Annotated in this window: 21 protein-coding genes; 12 read left to right on the top strand and 9 right to left on the bottom strand. The window is 72.9% G+C overall.

Annotated features, from left to right (window positions below; genetic code table 11):
- Positions 1–42 precede the first annotated feature (42 nt).
- Entirely contained in the window at positions 43–729 is a 687-nt protein-coding gene (locus ACWCV3_RS25615) for a pyridoxamine 5'-phosphate oxidase family protein (RefSeq protein WP_451228588.1), read from the bottom strand.
- 48 nt (positions 730–777) lie between these two features.
- Between ACWCV3_RS25615 and ACWCV3_RS25620 the strand changes: the two genes are divergently transcribed.
- Positions 778–2,106 carry an aminotransferase class I/II-fold pyridoxal phosphate-dependent enzyme gene (locus ACWCV3_RS25620; RefSeq protein ID WP_451228591.1) on the top strand — a complete coding sequence of 443 codons (1,329 nt, stop codon included), beginning with the start codon at positions 778–780 and terminating at the stop codon, positions 2,104–2,106.
- Between the two features lie 86 nt (positions 2,107–2,192).
- Here ACWCV3_RS25620 and ACWCV3_RS25625 read toward each other — a convergent pair whose 3' ends face one another.
- The gene (locus tag ACWCV3_RS25625; RefSeq protein ID WP_451228594.1) at positions 2,193–3,152 is read right to left on the bottom strand and encodes a DMT family transporter; all 960 of its coding nucleotides are present in this window, start codon (positions 3,150–3,152) and stop codon (positions 2,193–2,195) included.
- A gap of 74 nt (positions 3,153–3,226) precedes the next feature.
- Between ACWCV3_RS25625 and ACWCV3_RS25630 the strand changes: the two genes are divergently transcribed.
- The gene (locus tag ACWCV3_RS25630; RefSeq protein WP_451228597.1) at positions 3,227–4,129 is read left to right on the top strand and encodes a LysR family transcriptional regulator; all 903 of its coding nucleotides are present in this window, start codon (positions 3,227–3,229) and stop codon (positions 4,127–4,129) included.
- A gap of 4 nt (positions 4,130–4,133) precedes the next feature.
- On the opposite strand, the gene ACWCV3_RS25635 is transcribed toward ACWCV3_RS25630, so the two are convergent.
- The 3 genes from ACWCV3_RS25635 to ACWCV3_RS25645 all read right to left on the bottom strand — a co-directional run bounded on the left by ACWCV3_RS25635 (position 4,134) and on the right by ACWCV3_RS25645 (position 5,902).
- Positions 4,134–4,604, bottom strand: a complete 471-nt coding sequence (locus ACWCV3_RS25635; RefSeq protein WP_451228600.1) for a pyridoxamine 5'-phosphate oxidase family protein — start codon at positions 4,602–4,604, stop codon at positions 4,134–4,136.
- A gap of 19 nt (positions 4,605–4,623) precedes the next feature.
- On the bottom strand, positions 4,624–5,055 hold the full coding sequence (locus ACWCV3_RS25640; RefSeq protein WP_451228603.1) for a Rieske 2Fe-2S domain-containing protein: 432 nt from the start codon (positions 5,053–5,055) through the stop codon (positions 4,624–4,626).
- 130 nt (positions 5,056–5,185) lie between these two features.
- Complete coding sequence (locus ACWCV3_RS25645) at positions 5,186–5,902, bottom strand: HAD family hydrolase (protein WP_451228606.1); 717 nt, start codon at positions 5,900–5,902, stop codon at positions 5,186–5,188.
- Positions 5,903–6,314: 412 nt separating this feature from the next.
- Here ACWCV3_RS25645 and ACWCV3_RS25650 point away from each other — a divergent pair, with 412 nt between their 5' ends.
- Entirely contained in the window at positions 6,315–6,917 is a 603-nt protein-coding gene (locus tag ACWCV3_RS25650; protein ID WP_451228609.1) for a ScbR family autoregulator-binding transcription factor, read from the top strand.
- On the opposite strand, the gene ACWCV3_RS25655 is transcribed toward ACWCV3_RS25650, so the two are convergent.
- Positions 6,880–8,142 carry a cytochrome P450 family protein gene (locus ACWCV3_RS25655; RefSeq protein WP_451228612.1) on the bottom strand — a complete coding sequence of 421 codons (1,263 nt, stop codon included), beginning with the start codon at positions 8,140–8,142 and terminating at the stop codon, positions 6,880–6,882. The genes ACWCV3_RS25650 and ACWCV3_RS25655 overlap by 38 nt on opposite strands.
- A 59-nt stretch (positions 8,143–8,201) precedes the next feature.
- The gene (locus tag ACWCV3_RS25660; protein ID WP_451228614.1) at positions 8,202–8,591 is read right to left on the bottom strand and encodes a VOC family protein; all 390 of its coding nucleotides are present in this window, start codon (positions 8,589–8,591) and stop codon (positions 8,202–8,204) included.
- 70 nt (positions 8,592–8,661) lie between these two features.
- Between ACWCV3_RS25660 and ACWCV3_RS25665 the strand changes: the two genes are divergently transcribed.
- From ACWCV3_RS25665 to ACWCV3_RS25695, 7 genes are all read left to right on the top strand, one after another.
- The gene (locus ACWCV3_RS25665) at positions 8,662–9,426 is read left to right on the top strand and encodes a HipA family kinase (RefSeq protein WP_451228617.1); all 765 of its coding nucleotides are present in this window, start codon (positions 8,662–8,664) and stop codon (positions 9,424–9,426) included.
- A complete protein-coding gene (locus ACWCV3_RS25670) occupies positions 9,423–9,872 on the top strand; it encodes a DUF3037 domain-containing protein (RefSeq protein WP_451228620.1) in 450 nt (149 codons plus the stop codon). Before ACWCV3_RS25665 ends, ACWCV3_RS25670 begins: the two co-directional genes overlap by 4 nt.
- A gap of 144 nt (positions 9,873–10,016) precedes the next feature.
- Positions 10,017–10,778: a 3-oxoacyl-ACP reductase FabG gene (fabG, locus tag ACWCV3_RS25675; RefSeq protein WP_030808836.1), complete on the top strand. Its 762-nt coding sequence runs from the start codon at positions 10,017–10,019 to the stop codon at positions 10,776–10,778.
- 363 nt (positions 10,779–11,141) lie between these two features.
- Positions 11,142–11,903: an SDR family oxidoreductase gene (locus tag ACWCV3_RS25680; protein ID WP_451228623.1), complete on the top strand. Its 762-nt coding sequence runs from the start codon at positions 11,142–11,144 to the stop codon at positions 11,901–11,903.
- Positions 11,904–12,100: 197 nt separating this feature from the next.
- Positions 12,101–13,690: an ABC transporter substrate-binding protein gene (locus tag ACWCV3_RS25685; protein ID WP_451228626.1), complete on the top strand. Its 1,590-nt coding sequence runs from the start codon at positions 12,101–12,103 to the stop codon at positions 13,688–13,690.
- Positions 13,691–13,771: 81 nt separating this feature from the next.
- A complete protein-coding gene (gene ung, locus ACWCV3_RS25690) occupies positions 13,772–14,455 on the top strand; it encodes a uracil-DNA glycosylase (protein ID WP_451228629.1) in 684 nt (227 codons plus the stop codon).
- Between the two features lie 125 nt (positions 14,456–14,580).
- Positions 14,581–15,102, top strand: a complete 522-nt coding sequence (locus ACWCV3_RS25695; RefSeq protein WP_451228632.1) for a hypothetical protein — start codon at positions 14,581–14,583, stop codon at positions 15,100–15,102.
- On the opposite strand, the gene ACWCV3_RS25700 is transcribed toward ACWCV3_RS25695, so the two are convergent.
- Complete coding sequence (locus tag ACWCV3_RS25700) at positions 15,099–15,380, bottom strand: hypothetical protein (protein WP_451228634.1); 282 nt, start codon at positions 15,378–15,380, stop codon at positions 15,099–15,101. The genes ACWCV3_RS25695 and ACWCV3_RS25700 overlap by 4 nt on opposite strands.
- A 485-nt stretch (positions 15,381–15,865) precedes the next feature.
- Between ACWCV3_RS25700 and ACWCV3_RS25705 the strand changes: the two genes are divergently transcribed.
- A complete protein-coding gene (locus ACWCV3_RS25705) occupies positions 15,866–16,777 on the top strand; it encodes a Gfo/Idh/MocA family protein (protein WP_451228637.1) in 912 nt (303 codons plus the stop codon).
- On the opposite strand, the gene lnt is transcribed toward ACWCV3_RS25705, so the two are convergent.
- Entirely contained in the window at positions 16,695–18,266 is a 1,572-nt protein-coding gene (lnt, locus tag ACWCV3_RS25710) for an apolipoprotein N-acyltransferase (protein WP_451228640.1), read from the bottom strand. The two genes, ACWCV3_RS25705 and lnt, sit on opposite strands and share 83 nt — an antisense overlap.
- Positions 18,267–18,384: 118 nt before the next feature.
- On the opposite strand from lnt, the gene ACWCV3_RS25715 reads away from it, so the two are divergent.
- A complete protein-coding gene (locus ACWCV3_RS25715) occupies positions 18,385–18,996 on the top strand; it encodes a DUF4291 domain-containing protein (RefSeq protein ID WP_451228642.1) in 612 nt (203 codons plus the stop codon).
- Positions 18,997–19,032 lie beyond the last annotated feature (36 nt).

A 19,032-nucleotide genomic window follows, 5' to 3' on the forward strand; every position in this document is an offset into this window, starting at 1 on the left:
AGCGCCCGCCGGGGGCGGCGGACGCTCGGGCTCCCGAGGGTTCTACTTCGTCAACTCCGCAAGGTATCCCGGCAGTTCCGTGCCGGGCGCCAGGTCGGCGTCGGCGAGCGGGGCTGCGTAGGTCCGCTGCACGGGGACCACTCCGGCCCAGTGCGGGAGGGTGAGGTCCTCCGGCTCGTCGGCCACGCCGCCGGTGCGTACCTTGGCCGACACCTCCTCCAGGTCCAGCCGGATCACGGCCGTCGCCGCCAGCTCCTTGCGGTTGGCGGGGCGGGAGTCGGCCGAGCGGCCGGGCACCACCTGGTCCACCACGGCGTCCAGGGCGGCCCGGCGCTCCTCGGGGTCGGTCACCTCGTGCGCCACGCCGTGCACCACCACCGAGCGGTAGTTGATCGAGTGATGGAAGGCGGAGCGGGCCAGTACCAGGCCGTCGACATGTGTGACCGTCAGGCACACCGGGAGTCCCGGATCGGCGGCGCCGGTCATCCGCAGCGGGCGCGATCCGGTGGATCCGTGGACGTAGAGCCGCTCGCCGACCCGGCCGTACAGCGTGGGCAGCACCACGGGTGCCCCGTCGCGGACGAAGCCGAGGTGGCAGAGATAGCCCTCGTCGAGGATCGCGTGCACCGCCTCCCTGTCGTACGACGCCCGCTGGGGGGCCCTGGTGGGCACGGTGCGGTCGGTCGGTGCGTACTCGGCCTGCGGCGCTGCCTGTCCGGTGCCCTGCATGGCGGCCCTCCCTGGACTGTCTGATTGCACTAGTGCATAATCGTGTTTGTGCTAGGAGAGTATCCGATTCAGGGGCGGGGCGCAGCGGAGATCGCGGCCAGCGTCGAACGCGCGGTCGGCTCCGGAGAGCTGCTGCCAGGCCAACCGCTGCCGCCCATGCGGGAGTTGGCGGCCCGGCTCGACGTCAATCCCAACACGGTCGCGGCCGCCTACCGCACCCTGCGCGAGCGCGGGGTGATCGAGACCGCCGGCCGCCGGGGCAGCAGGGTCCGCCCCAAGCCCGCCACCACCGGCCGCGACGAACCGCTCCTCGACGTGCCCGAGGGCGCGCGGGACCTGTCCACCGGCAACCCCGACCCCGCGCTGCTGCCCGCTCTCGGCCCGGCGCTGGCGGAGGCCGCCGCCCGCGCGGACCAGGTCCCGGCGCTGTACGGGGACGACCCGGCCGACCCGGACCTGGTGCGCGCCGCGCGCTCGGCGCTGGACGCCGACGGGGTTCCGGCCGGGCCGCTCACCCTCACCTCCGGCTCGCTCGACGCCATCGAGCGGGTCCTCGCCGCCCATCTGCGGCCCGGCGACGCGGTCGCCGTGGAGGACCCGGGCTGGGGGAGTGTGCTGGACCTGATCCCGGCGCTGGGGCTTCGGCCCGTGCCCGTCGGCGTGGACGGCGAGGGGCCGCTGCCCGCCGGGCTGGACGGCGCCCTCCGCTCCGGCGTCCGCGCCCTCGTCGTCACCACCCGGGCCCAGAATCCCACCGGCGCCTCGGTGAGCGCCGGCCGCGCCCGCGAACTCCGCGCCGTGCTGCGCGGACATCCCGGCACCGTGCTGATCGAGGACGACCACGGCCACGGCTTCGTCGACCTCCCCGCGCACCCCCTGGCAGGCGCCACCCCGCACTGGGCCTTCGTCCGCTCCGTGTCCAAGACCTATGGCCCCGACCTCCGGCTGGCCGTCCTCGCGGGCGACACCCGCACCGTCGACCTGGTGCGCGGCCGCCAGCGGCTCGGCCCCGGCTGGGTGAGCCACCTGCTCCAGCGCACCGTCGCCCGCCTCTGGGCCGACGGCGCGGCGGGCCCGGAGGTGGCCGCGTCCTACAGCGCACGCCGAGGGCACCTGCTCGACGCCCTCGCCGAGCGCGGCGTCACGGCCCACGGACGCAGCGGCATGAACGTCTGGGTCCCGGTCCCCGACGAGACCGGCGTCGTCGCCCGCCTCCTCCAGTCCGGCTGGGCCGTGGCTCCCGGAGCCCGCTTCCGCCTGGACTCCCCTCCGGCGATCCGCATCACGGTCTCGCCGCTGGCGGAGGCCGACGTCGTGCCGCTGGCGGAGGCGGTCGCCGCGGCGCTGCGGCCGCCGTCGGCCCGGTCGTACCGGTGAGCAGGGGCGCCGGTGCGGGGGTGGGGGCGAGTGCCGCGTCCGGCCGGCGTGGCTGCTCGCAGGCCGCCCTCCGGGACCCGGGGGCGCTACTTCGCTGCCGCCGCTCCGCGCCTGAACTGCGTCAGTGCCGCCCCCGCGATGACGATCGCCGCGCCCACCGGTGTGGTCCACCGGAGGGACTCACCGAGGACCGTCACCCCGGCCGCCGTGGCGATCACCGGGACGAAGTAGGTGACCATCTGGGCCGTGGTGGGGCCGACCTCGGCGACGAGGCCGTACTGGACCAGCATGGCGACGCCGGTGCCGAGGGCGCCCAGGGCGGCGATCGCCAGCAGGGGCACCACCGGGAAGCTCGCCGGAGCGGTGGTGAACAGCGGTGTGACCAGAGCGAGTTGCAGAGTGGCGAGGAGAAGCTGCGCGCCGGTCATCGACAGGTGGGAGCCGGCCGTGCCGGCCAGAGTGCGGCGGACGTGGATCCAGCCGACCGGGTAGCTCAGGGAGGCCAGAAGGGCCAGTGCGGTGCCCCGGGCGTCAAGACCGTGGAATCCCTGCCAGGCGCCGAGGACGGTCAGGACGCCGAGGAAGCCGAGGCCGAGTCCCGCGACGCGGACGCGGGTGGGGCGGTCCTCGGAGAGGGCGACCAGGGAGAGGGCCATGCCCCACAGCGGGGAGGTGGCGTTGCAGATGCCGGCCAGCGTGGAGGGGATCGTCAGCTCGGTGAAGGCGAACAGCGAGAAGGGAAGGGCGTTCAGGAAGAACGCGGCCACCGCGAGGTGGGCCCAGGTGCGAGCGCCCCGCGGCAGCCGCTCCCGCTTCACGGCCATGGCCGCCACGAGCACCAGCGTGCCGAACAGCAGGCGGCCCAGGGTGACCTGGAAGGGGGCGTAGGCGCCGGTGCCGACCTTGATCAGGAGGAAGCTGAAGCCCCAGATCAGGGACAGCACGCCGAAGCGCAGCCGCCAGTCGAGCAGGCGGGGCGGGCGTGCGGGGGCCGGGAGGGTGGTGGCTGCGGGGGACTGGGTCCGCGAAGGGATGACCGTGCTCATGCCGTCAAAGATGCTGGACGCAACTTCTTAGCACAATCGAGAATTCGAGCGCGGTACCATTTAGGATCGCTTACATGTTGAACCTGGAGCGTCTGCGGACCCTGCACGCCTTCGCCCGGCACGGCTCGGTCAGCGCGGCGGCCGAGGCGCTGCACGTGACCACCTCCGCGGTGTCCCAGCAGCTCGGCAAGCTGGAGCGGGAGGCCGGACAGCGGTTGCTCGCCAAGAACGGGCGCGGAGTGCGCCTCACCGACGCCGGTCGCCTGCTGTCCGAGCACGCGGCCCGCATCCTCTCCCAGGTCGAGCTGGCCCAGTCCGACCTGGAGGCCCACCGGGGCCAGGTCGCCGGGGATCTGAGGATGTCCGCCTTCCCCACCGCCGCCCGCGGCCTCTTCCCCGCCGCGCTCGCCGCCCTTCGCGCCCGGCACCCCGCCCTGCGGCTCCGCTCCTGCGAGCTGGAGCCGGAACTCGGCGTCGCCGGGGTCGCACGCCGCGACCTGGACCTCGCGGTCGTCCTGGACTGGTACAACAAGCCGATGCCGGTGCCGGACGGCCTGGTCAAGGAACCCCTGCTGGACGACCCGGCCGAGGTCGCCCTGCCCTCGGGTCACCCGCTGGCGGACCGGGACGAGGTCGATCTCGCCGAGTTCGCCGAGGACGAGTGGATCACCTGGGGCGAGGGCGAGTTCTGCCACGAGTGGCTGTTGTTCACCCTGCGCTCCAAGGGCGTAGAACCCATCGTCGGCCACCGCGCGGGCGAGACCCACACCCAGCTCGCGCTGGTCGCCGCCGGGCTCGGGGTCTGCATCGCGCCCCTGCTGGGCCGCGACCCCGTACCGCCCGGGGTCGTCCTGGTCCCGCTCAGGCAGCGGGTGCGTCGGCACGTCTACGTGCTGTGGCGCGCGGACGCCGACCGGCGGCCCTCGATCCGGGCCGCCGTCGACGCCCTGCGCACCGCGGCCGCGCGGCCGCGCTGAACCCTCAGTGCCCGCCGAGCTTGCGGAAGTCCCAGGACACGACCTTCTCCGGTGTGAGCCGGGCCCAGGCGTGCCGGCCGTCGTGCGGCATCTCGTCCATGCCGAAGTACTTCCGTGCGAACAGCGTCTCCGGCGTGTCGAGTTCGGCGCACAGCTCCCCCGTGCGGGGCACCTCGCCCACGAACGCCACCCGCCCGGACAGCTCCGCCCCGCGCAACTGGTCGTACTCCTCACCCGAGTCGACGACCACCGCCACCCGCGCGTCCTGCCGGAGCTGTGCCCAACGTCTGCTGCGCACCACGGAGTAGAGCCAGAGCGAGGTACCGTCCCAGGCGAACCACAGCGCGCTCACATGCGGGGTGCCGTCCGCCGAGACGGTGGCCACCCGGCAGGTGCGCTGGCTGCCGAGGAACTCGTCCAGCTCGCCGGGCGTCATCATGATCTTCCTGCCCCGGCGCTGTTGCCTGACGGCCATGCTTACCCCCCTTTCCCGGTCAGGCCAGCTTGATCTCGTCGCCGGACACGCTGATCTTCTGCTCGGGCAGCGGAGCCGTGGCCGGCCCCTGCTTCACGCTGCCGTCGGCCACCGAGAAGTGGCTCTTGTGGCACGGGCAGACGATCACGCCGTCCGCGACACTGCTCACCGCGCAGCCCTGGTGCGTGCACTTGGCGGAGAACGCCTTGTACGTGCCCGCGCTGGGCTGGGTGACCACCACACCCTGATCCTTGAAGATCTTGCCGCCGCCCTCGGGGATGTCAGCCGTCCTGGCGAGAGCGTCCCCGGCGGAACCGGAGCCGGCCGCGTCCGAGCCGCCGTCCCCCGAACCGCACGCCGCCAGCGCCACGCTGAGGCCGGCCGCTCCCGCGGCCGCGATCACGGTACGCCGGTCCGGGCCGGTGTCGGGTCGGGGTGTCGCGCTGGTCATGGGCGTTTCCTTCCGCCGGGGTGAGCGTTCTTGATCTGTCCAGGGGTACGGCCCCGTGGCACCTGACGTTCACCGACGGCCCCGATCCTCGCCGCCCCGGCATGAGGACGGCGTAAGAGCCGGGCCCGGATCAACTCCCCGCGCATAGCGCCCAGGTGTGCACCCAGGACAGCAACTCCGGTGTGTGCAGGGCCGGTACCCACAGGTCGGCCCGCTGGGCGTCGTCGCCGTCCGGCCGGGGGCCGACCCCCAGCACGCGCAGCCGGGCACGGCGGGCCGACTCCACCCCGGTCAGCGAGTCCTCGACGGCCAGCGCCTCCTCCGCCCCGACCCCGCACAGCTTCGCCGCCCTCTCGTACACGTCGGGCCACGGCTTGGGGCGGACCGTGCCCGCGTCGCCGGCCGGGGCGGCGGAGGGGACGACGATGTGCTCGAAGTGGGCGCGCAGACCGGCCCGTTCGAGGCTCGCCTCCACCACCTCGGAGGGGCAGTTGCTCGCCACGGCCATCGGGAGCTTCCCGGAGAGCAGCCGTACGAGGTCGACGGCGCCCGGCATCGTCACGGGGTCGTCCTCGACGAGGTCGAGGAAGTGGTGGAGGAGGGCCGTGGTCAGGTCGGCGGTCAGTTCCGGCTTGTGCACCGCCTCGGCCATCAGCCGCCCGCAGTCGGCGTAGTGCACCCCCTTGGCCTGGTCGGCGAAGCCGGGCGGCGTCTGGAGGCCGAAGCCCCGGAAGGCCCGGCCACGGGCCTCCTGCCAGTGGCGTTCGCTGTCCATCAGCGTGCCGTCGCAGTCGAAGACGACGGCCTTGGGGGACCAGCCCAGCAGATGATGGCCCGTGGTGGACACAATGACCTCCCTGTAGCGGGCATTCCCGACATAGAGCGGGAAACGGAAACATCGTGGCCGCTACGTTATTTTGGAGCACAAAGTGAGGAAATGACTACAAAGAGTTATCGACGGTGCGGGGTTCAGGGGTGTATGCGCACCCGGCGCGGCCGGCGGCGGGACTGGTCGCCGCGGTGTTCAACGACATTGCGTCACAGCACAGTTGAAGAATGCTCACGTCCGTGCCGACTCCCGTGTCCGAAGCCGACGCTCTCGCTGCGAAGCACCGAAACGGTGGGGTTGCGCACCGTTTACCACTCGCGCGCGTTCATCCTCGAAAGAAAGGCGCAATTACCGCGCGAGTCTGGCTGCCGCCCGCTCCCGGCGCACGCGGGCGCACTACATTCTTCGGCGTCGGGAACGCTGAGCGAGGGTGGACGGGACGTTGCAGGAACGCGCCAGGGCAACGCGCCGGTCACTCCTGGAGGCCGCCGCCTCCCTCTTCGCCGAACGCGGGTACGCGGGCACCAGCGTCAACGACATAAGCAGCAGGTCGGGAAAGACGAGCGGTGCCGTGTACTTCCACTACGCGAGCAAGGAGGGCATCGCCCTCGCCGTCGTCCAGGATCGTTTCGCCACCTGGCCCGGGCTCGCCGCCCGGTACACGAACGACACGGTCCCGCCGATGGTCCGGCTCGTCGCACTGAGTTACGACATCGCCGAAGCCCTGGCCGAGGACCCCGTGACGCGCGGGGGCGCGAGGCTCTGGGCCGAACGTGACGTCATCAACGCCACGCTGCCCGACCCCTTCGCCCTCTGGACCGCCGCCGCCACCCGCCTGCTGGCCCAGGCGCGGGCGACCGGACAGCTGGCCCCGCATGTCCGCCCCGCACCCACCGCCCGCGCCCTGGTGCGCGCGTTCTTCGGCCTCTGCTCACTGACCGAGGCGCTGGAGGGCACCGCCACCATCACCGCCCGCCTGGCCGAGTGGTGGCACCTCACCCTGCCGTCCCTCCAGGCGGCACCCGAGCGCTGAGACGCACCGGCAACTCCCGCACACTGTTGCCCACGAAGCTGGCATGCCGCGGCAAGTCCTCATCCGGCACGGCCACCTCGAGGCCCGGGAAGCGGGCGAACAGCCGCTCCAGCGCGACCGTCGCCTCCAGCCGGGCCAGCGGAGCGCCCAGGCAGTAGTGGGCGCCGTGCCCCAGCGACAGGCCGCGCACGGCGTCGGCGCGGGCCGGGCGTGTGACGTCGAAGCGGTCGGCATCCGGGCCGTGTGCCGCCGTGTCGCGTCCGGCGGCGGAGTAGCCGGCCAGGACCGGAGTGCCCGCCGGGATCTTCGTACCGCCGACGATGAGGTCCCGTACCGGGTAGCGGAACGGGAAGTAGCTCACCGGGGAGTCCCAGCGCAGGGTCTCCTCCACCACGTCGGCCCAGCTCGCCGTCCCGGAACGGACCAGGGCGAGCTGGTCGCGGTGGGCGCACAGGGCGCGCACGGCGTTGGTGATCAGGTTCAGGGTGGTCTCGTGCCCGGCCACGATCAGCAGCACCAGCGTGCCGATCAGCTCCTCCTGCCCGAGCCGGTCACCGCCCTCGTCCCGGGCGGCGATGAGGGCGCCGGTCAGGTCGTCGCCGGGGTGCGCGGCCTTGCCGGCGGCCATCTCGGCCAGGACGGCGACGAGTTCGCGGTTGGCGGCGAGCGCGGCCTCCGGTCCGATGTCGGTGGCCACCACCTGGTTGCTGAGCCGGTGCAGACGGTCCCGGAACCGCTCCTCCACACCGAGGAGTTCACAGATGACGCCCATCGGCAGGGGCAGTGCGAAGCGCTGCCGGAGGTCGACCACGCCGTCCGCCGCCCCGAGACCGTCCAGCAGCGCGTCGGTCAGCTCCTCGACGCGCGGCCGGAGGCCCTCCACCCGGCGCGGGGTGAAGGCCCGGCTGACCAGGGACCGCAACCGCCGGTGGTCCGCCCCGTCCGCCGTGGTCATGCCGCGCACGGTGGCGAACGTCCGCAGCGGCCAGCCCGGTGCGATCCGGCCCTCGCGCAGTGCCTTGAAGTGCCTCACGTCCTTCGCCACCTCGGGATGCTGGAGGAACTCCCGCAGCGCGTCGTGGCCCAGGACGGCCATCCCCTCAATTCCGCCCGGCAGTTCGACGGGCGCCACCGCGCCGAGGGCCAGCAGGCGGGCGTTGTCGGCGTGCGGGCAGCCCCCGGCGGGGTTCAGCCGGTGCGGGGCCGCGGAGGGCGAGGTCTCCATGGTGCTCCTGACGGTCGTACGGCCGGGAGGGGTGCGCCGCCGATCGTAGGGGCGGCGGGTCAGCCGAGGTAGTGGGCGCGGCCGTCGTCGTCCAGCTCGAAGGGGCCGTCGGGGATGACGCGGAACTCGTCGCCCTCCGGGTCCGCCGTCACCAGGAACCCGCCCTCGTCGTACTCCGTCAGCCGGCGCCCGCCCAGCGACTCGACGCGCTGCTGCCCGACGGCCGGGCCGACGGCGGTGACGTCGAAGTGCATCCGGTTCTCGCCCGCCCTGGGGCCGTCCGCCCGCTGGAACCCCAGGCCCAGGCCGTCCTCCCGCCGCAACCACACGTACGGGCCCGTGCGGCCCCCGACCGGCCCGCCGAGCAGCCCGGACCAGAACGCGGCGAACGACTCGGGGTCGGTGGCGTCGACGACGAGGGCGTTGATCCGCGGCACGGTGTTCGTCATGGGCCGATACTGCCGGGAGAAGCCGGAACGGGGGCGGGGCGCGGCGTCGTACGCGGGATAGCCTGGGCGGATGCTCACCGAAGTCACCGCCACCCGGTTCGTCACGCCCCTGCGTGAGGGCGGCTCGCTGCCGGGGCTCGTCGAGGCCGACGACCTCGGGCTCTACGTCCTGAAGTTCACCGGCGCCGGGCAGGGCCGCAAGACCCTGGTCGCCGAGGTGGTCTGCGGGGAACTCGCCCGGCGGCTCGGATTCCGGGTGCCCGGCCTGGTGACCGTCGGGCTGGACCCCGTGCTCGGACTGGGCGAGCCCGAGCGGCAGGTGCAGGACCTGCTGCGGGCCAGCGGCGGCGCCAACCTCGGCATGGAATTCCTCTCCGGCGCCCTCGGCTACGACCCGCTGGCCTTCCCCGCCGACCCCGAGGAGGCGGGCCGGATCGTCTGGTTCGACGCGCTGGTCAACAACGTCGACCGCTCCTGGCGCAACCCCAACCTCCTGGTGCAGGGAGGCGGGCTGTGGCTCATCGACCACGGCGCCACCATGATCTGGCACCACAACTGGCCTTCCGTGGACGCCTCCGCCGCCCGGCCCTACGACGCGGCCGACCACGCCCTCGCCCGCTTCGCCCCCGACGTCACCGCCGCCGCGGCCGGCCTGGCCCCCCTGGTCACCGAGGACCTGCTCGCCGAGGTCACCGCCCAGATCCCCGACGCCTGGCTGGCCGACGAGCCCGGTTTCGACACCCCCGACGACCTGCGCCGTGCCTACGCGCGCCCGCTGCTCGCCCGCGCGGGCACCGTCCACGAACGCATCGCGGGCCTGAAGGAGAGCAAGTGAGCGAGCACCACATTCACATGGCCGGAAGTGTGGTCGAGCGCCACATCATCCGGGGCGGCCAGGGCGGGGACCGCGAGGTGTACGAGTACGCCCTGCTGCGGGTCGTGCCCCGCGTGGAGCGCGGCGAGCGGATCAACGCGGGTGTGATCGTCTACTGCCGAGCCCGGGGCTACGTCGGCGCCCGCACCCACTTGGACGAGGCCCGGCTGCTCGCGCTCGACCCGGACGCCGACGTCGCAGGGGTGCGCGCCGCGCTCGGCGCCGTGGAGCGGATCTGCGCGGGCGGGGCGGAGGCCGGGCAGGCGGCCGGCGACGACGCCGGGCGGCGTTTCCGCTGGCTGATCGCGCCCCGCTCCACGGTGGTGCGGCCCGGACCGGTGCACACCGGCCTGACCGCCGACCCGGTGGCCGAGACGGAGCGTCTGCTGGACCTCCTGGTGAGGTAATGGATCACACCACCCGGTGTCCCGTTGACACCGGGTGCCAGGGCTTCTAGCGTCACGGGTGCTGAAGGTACTAAGCGGTCGCTCACCGCACGGCGGGTCCGGTCCGGACCCGCCGGGTTCTCTCAAGGGCGAGGAGAAGCAGCAATGTCCACCACTGAACAGCGGGTCGCTGTGGTCACCGGCGCGGCGCGCGGCATCGGTGCCGCCACCGCCGTCCGGCTGGCCGCCGAGGGTCACGCCGTCGCCGTCGTCGACCTGGACGAGGCCGCCTGCAAGGACACCGTCGAGAAGATCACCTCGGCGGGCGGCAAGGCCCTCGCGGTCGGCGCGGACGTCTCCGACGAGGCGCAGGTCGAGGCCGCCGTCGCGCGGATCGCGGAGGAACTGGGCGCGCCCACCATCCTGGTCAACAACGCCGGTGTGCTCCGCGACAACCTGCTGTTCAAGATGAGCGTGTCCGACTGGGACACCGTGCTCGGCGTGCACCTGCGCGGCTCGTTCCTGATGACCAAGGCAGTGCAGAAGCACATGGTGGACGCGGGCTTCGGCCGGGTCGTCAACCTGTCCTCCTCCTCCGCGCTCGGCAACCGCGGTCAGGCCAACTACTCGGCCGCCAAGGCGGGCCTGCAGGGCTTCACCAAGACCCTCGCCATCGAGCTGGGCAAGTTCGGCATCACCGCCAACGCCGTCGCCCCCGGCTTCATCGCCACCGAGATGACCAAGGCCACCGCCGACCGCGTGGGCATGGGCTTCGACGACTTCAAGAAGGCCGCCGCCACCCAGATCCCGGTCCAGCGCGTCGGTGAGCCCGAGGACATCGCCAACGCCATCGCCTTCTTCACCGGCGAGGCGGCCGGATTCGTCTCCGGCCAGGTGCTGTACGTCGCGGGCGGACCGCTCGACTAGTGCGGTGACCGGGAAGGTTCACCGGCTCGCGGCGTCCGGCACGGCACCTCGCCGCGTTGTCGCGTCGCCCGAGTACATCCCGTACGCGGGCGGTGCTCCGCCTTGCGATGCACCGCACCGGACGCCGCGAGCTTTCCGGCAAACCCTTCCGGTCACAGCACCAGGGCCCATCCGGCGGATCACGGCGCGGGACGCGGGGTCCGGTGCCGTCTCTCGCGGCGTTGCCGTGGGTTGCCATGGCTCCGCCATGACGCCCTCCTCCGCCTCGCGGGGCACGGCACCGGGCCCTGCTCCCTGATCCGGCCCGATCCGGACGAAAGACCCTGGCCGGTCCGCACCCCGAAGAACCTGGAGCACACGGACATGACTGAACTCCCCGCACTCTCCGGCAAGGCCGCGCTCGTCACGGGCGCCAGCCGGGGCATCGGCTACGGCGTCGCTGAGGCCCTGGTGGCGCGCGGTGACCGCGTGGTCATCACCGGCCGCAACGAGGAGGCGCTGAAGGAGGCCGTCGAGCGGCTCGGCGCCGATCGCGTCATCGGCGTCGCCGGCAAGGCCCACGACCTCGCCCACCAGACCGAGGCCGTCGAACGCGCCATGGACGTGTTCGGCCGCGTCGACTACCTGGTCAACAACGCGGGCACCAACCCGGTCTTCGGCCCCATGGCCGACGTCGACCTGGACGTGGCCCGCAAGGTTTTCGAGACCAATGTGATCTCGGCGCTGGGCTTCGCCCAGAAGACCTGGCACGCCTGGCAGCGGGAGAACGGCGGCGCGATCGTCAACATCGCCTCCGTCGCCGGAATCGCGCCCTCGCCGTTCATCGGCGCGTACGGCGTGAGCAAGGCCGCGATGATCAACCTGACCCAGCAGCTCGCGCACGAGTTCGCACCCAGGGTGCGGGTCAACGCGATCGCCCCGGCGGTCGTGAAGACCAAGTTCGCCGAGGCCCTGTACGAGGGCCGGGAGGAGGAGGCGGCCGCCGCCTATCCGCTCGGCCGGCTCGGCGTCCCCTCCGACATCGGCGGGGCGGCGGCCTTCCTCACCTCCGCGCAGTCCGACTGGGTCACCGGTCAGACGCTCGTCGTGGACGGGGGCATCTTCCTCAACGCCGGGGTGGGCTGACCCCGCCCGGCCGACGCCACCACGGGCGCCGCTCCCCTTCGGGGGAGCGGCGCCCGTGCGCTTTCCCGGCGGGTCCGCGGCCTGACAACGTAGTCATCCTGAGTCGATCAACACCCCATGTTTCAGGGGAGGTTCACGAGGTCCGGTGCTGCGGTATGGTCTGCCGACCTTGGTACGGCGGATCGAGGAGCGTGCGCGTGTTCAAGCGGAACAGAGTCCGGCGCAGGGTCGCGGCGGCCGTGTCCCTGACCTCCCTCATCACCCTGCTGCCCGGCTGCGGATTGCTCTCCGGCGGCGGCCCTGACGACAGCAGCCCGATCGTGGTGGGGACGACCAGCGCGCCGAGCACCCTGGACCCGGCGGGCGCCTGGGACGGCTCCTGGGAACTGTTCCGCAACGTCTACCAGACCCTCCTCGCCTACCCGAACGGCGCGACCACCCCCCAGCCGGACGCCGCCGAGAGCTGCTCCTTCACCGACTCCACCAGCCGCACCTACCGCTGCAGGCTTCGTTCCGGGCTGAAGTTCGCCGACGGCCACCCGCTCGACGCCGAGGCGGTCCGGCACTCCATCGACCGCATCCGCACCATCAACGCCCCGAGCGGCCCCGCCGGACTGCTGGAGGGGCTGGACCGGGTGCAGACCACCGGCGCGCGCGAGGTCGTCTTCCATCTGAAGAAGCCCGACGCCACCTTCCCGTTCGTGCTCGCCACCCCCGCCATGTCCCTCGTCGACCCGCGCGAGTACCCCGCCAACTCGCTGCGCCAGGACGGCGACGTGTACGGCTCCGGCCCGTACCGGCTGAAGTCCTACGACGAGGGCAAGCAGGCCGTGCTGGTGCGCAACGACCGGTACGAGGGCTTCGCCGAGCGGGAGAACAAGGCGGTGACCATCCGGTACTTCCAGGACTCCGCCGCGATGGTCCAGGCACTGCGCGACAAGCGGATCGACGTCACCTACCGGGGACTCGCCGCGCACGACATCCTCACCCTCCAGCAGCAGTCCCCGGCCGGACTGCAACTGGTCGACGGCACCGGCACCGACATCAGCTACCTGGTGTTCAACCCCAAGGACCCGTGGGCCGGGAACGTCGCCGTCCGCAAGGCCATAGCCCAGGTCGTGGACCGGGGAGCCATCGTGCACAAGGTGTACCGGGACACCGTCGAACCGCTGTACTCGATGGTCCCCAAGGGCCTGACCGGGCACACCACCTCCTACTTCGACACCTTCGGCGAACCCAGCGCCGGCAAGGCCCGCGCGATCCTCGCCGAGGCGGGCGTCAGACAGCGCGTCCCGCTCACCTTCTGGTACACCTCCGACCGCTACGGCTCCGAGACGAAAGTGATGTTCCGGGAGCTGAAGCGGCAACTGGAGGGCTCCGGGCTGTTCACCATCACCCTGCGCGCCCGCCCCTGGAAGACCTACGTCACCGGCTACCAGAAGGGCGAGTACCCGGTCTTCGGCCGGGGCTGGTTCCCGGACTTCCCCGACGCGGACAACTTCATCGCGCCCTTCGTCGGCGAGCACAACGCGCTCGGCACCCCGTACGTGAGCAAGAGGATCACCGGTGAGCTGCTGCCACGGTCGCGGGCGCAGGGGAACCGGGCCGAGGTGGTGAAGGACCTGACGGCCGCCCAGCGGATCATGGTGGACGACGCCCGGCTGATCCCGCTCTGGCAGGGGCGCCAGTACATCGCCGCGAGCGTGGACATCTCCGGCGGAGAGCAGGCTCTCGACCCCTCGACGATCATGATGATGTGGGAGCTCAACCGGAAGACGAGCTGGTGAGCGGCCTGCCCTCGGCGTTGTCAGTGGTCGCCTGTAGGTTCTGAGGCCTGGGAAGTGACCGCCGATCGTTAAGGGACCGACGTGACCGACATCGCCATGCTGCCCGAGTCCTGGCAGGGCGTTCTGGGCGACGAGCTCCAGCAGCCGTACTTCAAGGAGCTGACGGAGTTCGTCGAGGAGGAGCGGGCGAAGGGTCCCGTCTACCCGCCGCGCGAGGAGGTCTTCGCAGCGCTGGACGCGACACCGTACGACAAGGTCAAGGTGCTCGTGCTCGGCCAGGACCCGTACCACGGCGAGGGCCAGGGCCACGGGCTGTGCTTCTCGGTGCGGCCCGGTGTGAAGACCCCGCCGTCGCTGCGGAACATCTACAAGGAGATGCGCGAGGAGCTCGGCCTGCCCGTCCCGGACAACGGCTATCTGATGCCGTGGGCCGAACAGGGCGTCCTGCTGCTCAACGCGGTGCTCACCGTCCGCGCCGGTGAGGCGAACTCGCACAAGGGCAAGGGCTGGGAGAAGTTCACGGACGCGGTGATCCGCGCGGTGGCCTCCCGTCCCGACCCTGCGGTCTTCGTGCTGTGGGGGAACTACGCCCAGAAGAAGCTGCCGCTGATCGACGAGACGCGGCACGTGGTGGTCAAGGGCGCGCACCCCTCGCCGCTCTCCGCGAAGAAGTTCTTCGGCTCCCGCCCCTTCACCCGGATCGACGAGGCCGTCGCCGCGCAGGGCCACGAGCCGATCGACTGGCGCATCCCCGACCTGGGCTGACCGGGGACCGGGCAGGCGGTCTCACCGTCCCGTGCGGGGCCGCCTGCCCGGAATCGCCGCCGGCTGCGGTTAGCGTCGGTGGCGGACGGCCGACGAGCGGCCGGAAGACGGGTCCGGAGGGCGCGGTGGCGGAGCGACAGGAACAGACGGCGCCCGACGCCCTGCTCACCCGGATCGGGCAGACCGTGATGCTGCACCGCGGCGGCGACCGCGAGGAGGCCCGGCGCAGGCTGCTCGAGCTGTGGGCCGAGGCGGCGGAGTCCGGCGACCCGCTGCACCGCTGCACCCTCGCCCACTACCTGGCCGACACCCAGGACGACCCGGTGGACGAGCTCGCCTGGGATCTCAGGGCGTTGTCGGCGGCCGACGAACTGACCGACGGCCGCCCAGGCGCCGATCCGGCGAGCGTGCGTGGCTTCTACCCCTCGCTGCACCTCAGCCTCGCGGCCGACTACCTCAAGCTGGACCGCGCCGACGCCGCCCGCACCCACCTCCGCCGCGCCCGCCGCGCCGCCGACACCCTCCCCGACGACGGCTACGGAACCGGCGTCCGGGCCGCGATCACCCGCCTGGAACTCCGCCTCCCCGACACCGGCCCCTCCGAGGGCGAGGGCTGGGGGCCGCCGAGACAGCGACCGACGCACTAACGCCCGTACGCCCGCTCGCAGATGGCCGACTGCGGGCTGTTCCTGGGCCAGCCGCCGTACTTCTTGCCCAGCGCGCACACGTTCGGGATCCGCGGCACCGCGCGGGGCACGCGCGGGGGCTCGGTGCGCTGCCGCTCCGGGTACACCGGGCGCGGGGCGGGTGCGGCGGGGGTGCGCCGGGACTCCGGCACGGCGGCGGGCACCGGGCGGTGCGGCTCCCCGGCACGAGGGGAGGGCCCGGTCCGTTCCAGCGCCTCCTGGCCAGGCTCCTGGTCCATGCGAGGCAGCGCGCTCCCGTCCGGCCGGGCGGCCGCCGCCCGCGAGGGCGGGCCTCCAGGCCCCGAAGCGGGCACCGCCGGCCCGTGCACGGTCATACACCCGGTCAGAGTCGTGACGGCCACCAGCAGCGCCGCGGCAGACGAAGTTCGATCCACCCGCCCACTCTGCGCACCCCGTCGCCCGCCATCCACCTCCGACGGGCCCACGATGCCCCACACGAGTGATCTCTCGCCCCACGGGGAGGGCGTGGCGCGGACACAGGGTGACGCGCGCCCGGCGGCCGAGCACCTCTCCGGAGCAACTGCCGCCGACTGATCCGTACTTCGTCCGGGCTCGGCGACCGTCCTGTGCCAAGGTCCGCCTGCGGTGCCGTCGCCGCGCTTCCCGGTACCGTCGCCGCTCGGCGCCCGCCGTATGCTTCCGAGAACGAGAACGAGAACGAGAACGAGAACGAGAACGCGGAACAGGGGCAGGGAGAAGACACGTGAAGGTCGGCTGCATCGGACTCGGCGACATCGCGCGGAAGGCGTACCTGCCGGTCCTCGGCTCCCAGCCCGGCCTCGACCTCCACCTCCAGACCCGCACCCCCGCCACGCTCGCCGCCGTGGGCGACTCGCTCCGCCTGCCCGCCGGGCAGCGGCACGAGACGCTGGGCGCGCTGCTGGACGCCGGGCTCGACGCGGCTCTCGTGCACGCGCCCACCGCCGTCCACCCTGAGATCGTGACCCGGCTCCTGGAAGCGGGGGTCCCGACCTACGTCGACAAGCCCCTCGCCTACGAACTGACCGACTCCCAGAAGCTGGTGGAGCTCGCCGAGCGCCAGGACGTGCCGCTCTTCGTCGGCTTCAACCGCCGCTACGCCCCCGCCTACGCCCAGGTCCTGGAGCACCCGCGCGACCTGATCCTGCTCCAGAAGAACCGGGTGGGCCTCCCCGAGGAACCGCGCACGATGGTCCTGGACGACTTCATCCACGTCGTCGACACCCTGCGCTTCCTGGCCCCCGGCCCCGTGGACGACGTCACGGTGCGGGCCCGTACCGAGGGCGGGCTGCTCCACCACGTCGTGCTCCAGCTCTCCGGCGACGGCTTCACCGCTCTCGGCGTGATGAACCGGCTCAGCGGCTCGGCCGAGGAGATCCTCGAGGTCTCCGGACAGGACACCAAGCGCCAGGTCGTCAACCTCGCCGAGGTGATCGACCACCGGGGCCAGCCCACCGTGCGCCGCCGGGGCGACTGGGTCCCGGTGTCCCGGCAGCGCGGCATCGAGAGCGCCGTCCTCACCTTCCTCGACGCCGTCCGGGCGGGCGAACCGCTCAGCGCACGTGATGCGCTGGCGACCCACGAGCTGTGCGAGCGCGTGGTACGAGCGGCTCAGGCCTCCTCCGGCGCGGCCTGAGCACCCGTACGCCCTCCGTCACCGCCGGCACGGCCAGCACCAGCAGTGCGCCGTCCACCGGCCAGTCGCCGTGCCGCACGTAAGGGGTGACGCCGTGCGCCAGCGGTACGTCGTACACGCGGGCGGAGCTCGCGCCGGTGCCGAGCCGGGGGCCGACGCGTTCGCCGTCCGGGCCGTAGACCGCCGAGACGCCGGTCAGGGTGGCGTGCACCATCGGACGTCCTGTCTCGGCGGCCCGCAGCGCGGCCAGCGAGGCGTGCTGGCCGGGGGCCCAACTGCGCTGGAAGGACGAGGTGGCGGACTGGCCGAGGAGTACGTCGGCGCCGTCCTCGGTGAGGTGGCGGCCCATGTCGGGGAAAGCGGTCTCGAAGCAGATCAGCGGGCCGACGCGCAGGCGCCCGGCATCCATCACCACCTGTTCCGTGCCGCGGTGCCGGTCCTCTCCGGCCGCCTTCCCGACCGAGGTGGCCCAGCCGAGCAGGCCGCGGGCCGGTATGTACTCACCGAACGGGACCAGCCGCATCTTGTCGTACCGGTCGCCGGTGGGGCCGTCGGGGCCGATCAGGACCGAACTCTTGTAGATGCCGGGGCGGTCGGAGCGGCGGGCGTCGACGTTCACCAGGATCTCCGCGCCGGTCAGCCGGGACAGGGCGGCGATCCTGCGGGCCAGGTCGGGGCGGGCGCCCAGGTCGTGGCCGACGCTGCTCTCGCCCCAGACGACCAGGTCGGCGTCCCGGCCGGCCAACTGACGGGTCAGCGCCTCCTCCCGCGCGAACCGCCGCTCGGGACCCGCGTACACGCCCGGCTGGACGACCGCGACGCGTGCCCGCCCGTCCACGTCCGCGTGCGGTGCCCAGGCCCAGGCGGCGCTCGTCGCGGCGGCGGTGGCGACCAGGGAGGCGACGGCGGGGACACGGGAGGCGGGGACCACGAGCAGCACCGCCAGTGCCACGTCGACGGCGACCACCAGGAAGCTGAGCAGCCACACCCCGCCCACCGAGGCGAGGCGCAGCGCCGGTCCGACCTGCCACTGGGTGGCGCCGAGCATGCCCCAGGGGCCGCCGAGACCCTGCCAGGAACGGACCAGTTCCACCGCCAGCCAGGCCGAGGGCAGGACGAGCAGAGCGGCCGAGGCACGCGCCGGGGAGGGGGTGCCGCCCAGGAAGCGGCGCACCAGCCAGCCCCACGGGGCCCAGAGCACGCCCAGCAGCGCGGCTATCAGGAAGAGGAACACGTGCAGGCTCGGCAGCAGCCAGTGGTGCACGGCCACCATGAAACCGAGCCCGCCGCACCACCCGTCGAGCGCCGCCCGGCGCCCGGTCGGCGCGGTACGGGCCAGCGCGATCCAGGGCAGGAGGGCGACATGGGCGAACCACCACAGCGAGGGCGCCGGGAACGCGAGCACGGGCAGTGCGCCCGCGAGCGCGGCGGCACCGGAGCGGGGCCAGGGGGAGTCCAGCAGCCGGCCGAACGGCCTCGCGCACCTCATCCGGAGTCTCCCTCCCCAGGGTCCTCACCTCAGTGTGCGCGCCTTCCACGATCAACGACAGGGGACGGCGGACGACAATAGGGTGGCAGACGGAAGCGAGGTGGCCGAGTCTGGTCCCATGATCGACCAACCCGCCGCGCCCGAACCGAAGTTCCGCATCCGCGCGGCCCACACGCCCACCACGCTCACGGTGTACCAGGCGTACCGGTCCGGGATCGGCGTGCCGGCGGCCCGCGAGGGGCGCTTCCCGGCGGCTTGGAGCCGGTCCCGTATGACGTGGATCAAGCCGTCGTTCCTCTGGATGATGTACCGCTGCGGCTGGGGCACCAAGGAGGGCCAGGAGACCGTGCTCGCCGTGGAGATCACGCGCGCCGGATTCGAGTGGGCGCTGCGGAACGCCTGCCTCTCCCACCACGTCCCCGCGCTGCACGGCACCCCGGCCGACTTCAGGCGCGCCTTGCGCGAGGCGCCGGCGCGGGTGCAGTGGGACCCCGAGCGGGACCTGCGCCTCGCACCCCTGCCCCACCGCTCCCTCCAGCTCGGGCTCACCGGAGAGGCGGCCGCGCGGTACGCGGACGAGTGGATCGTGGGCATCCGCGACGTGACTCCGCTGGCGCGTGAAGTCCACGGGGCGGTCCGGGCCGGGCGCGTCGAGGAGGCGGGCGCGCTGCTGCCGGAGCAGTCGCCGTACCCCGTGCCGGAGGGGCTGCTGACTCACCTGGGCGCGTAGATGACCGGGGCGGGGCACCCGCACTTACCCTGGCGA

This window comes from Streptomyces sp. NPDC001781 (assembly GCF_053596035.1).

Bases quoted from the DNA above. Each gene is read 5' to 3' on its own strand.
- ACWCV3_RS25615 (WP_451228588.1), bottom strand. From the start codon at position 729: ATGCAGGGCACCGGACAGGCAGCGCCGCAGGCCGAGTACGCACCGACC.
- ACWCV3_RS25625 (WP_451228594.1), bottom strand. From the start codon at position 3,152: ATGAGCACGGTCATCCCTTCGCGGACCCAGTCCCCCGCAGCCACCACC.
- ACWCV3_RS25630 (WP_451228597.1), top strand. From the start codon at position 3,227: ATGTTGAACCTGGAGCGTCTGCGGACCCTGCACGCCTTCGCCCGGCAC.
- ACWCV3_RS25635 (WP_451228600.1), bottom strand. From the start codon at position 4,604: ATGGCCGTCAGGCAACAGCGCCGGGGCAGGAAGATCATGATGACGCCC.
- ACWCV3_RS25640 (WP_451228603.1), bottom strand. From the start codon at position 5,055: ATGACCAGCGCGACACCCCGACCCGACACCGGCCCGGACCGGCGTACC.
- ACWCV3_RS25655 (WP_451228612.1), bottom strand. From the start codon at position 8,142: ATGGAGACCTCGCCCTCCGCGGCCCCGCACCGGCTGAACCCCGCCGGG.
- ACWCV3_RS25660 (WP_451228614.1), bottom strand. From the start codon at position 8,591: ATGACGAACACCGTGCCGCGGATCAACGCCCTCGTCGTCGACGCCACC.
- ACWCV3_RS25665 (WP_451228617.1), top strand. From the start codon at position 8,662: ATGCTCACCGAAGTCACCGCCACCCGGTTCGTCACGCCCCTGCGTGAG.
- fabG (WP_030808836.1), top strand. From the start codon at position 10,017: ATGTCCACCACTGAACAGCGGGTCGCTGTGGTCACCGGCGCGGCGCGC.
- ACWCV3_RS25680 (WP_451228623.1), top strand. From the start codon at position 11,142: ATGACTGAACTCCCCGCACTCTCCGGCAAGGCCGCGCTCGTCACGGGC.
- ACWCV3_RS25700 (WP_451228634.1), bottom strand. From the start codon at position 15,380: ATGGACCAGGAGCCTGGCCAGGAGGCGCTGGAACGGACCGGGCCCTCC.
- lnt (WP_451228640.1), bottom strand. From the start codon at position 18,266: ATGAGGTGCGCGAGGCCGTTCGGCCGGCTGCTGGACTCCCCCTGGCCC.
- ACWCV3_RS25715 (WP_451228642.1), top strand. From the start codon at position 18,385: ATGATCGACCAACCCGCCGCGCCCGAACCGAAGTTCCGCATCCGCGCG.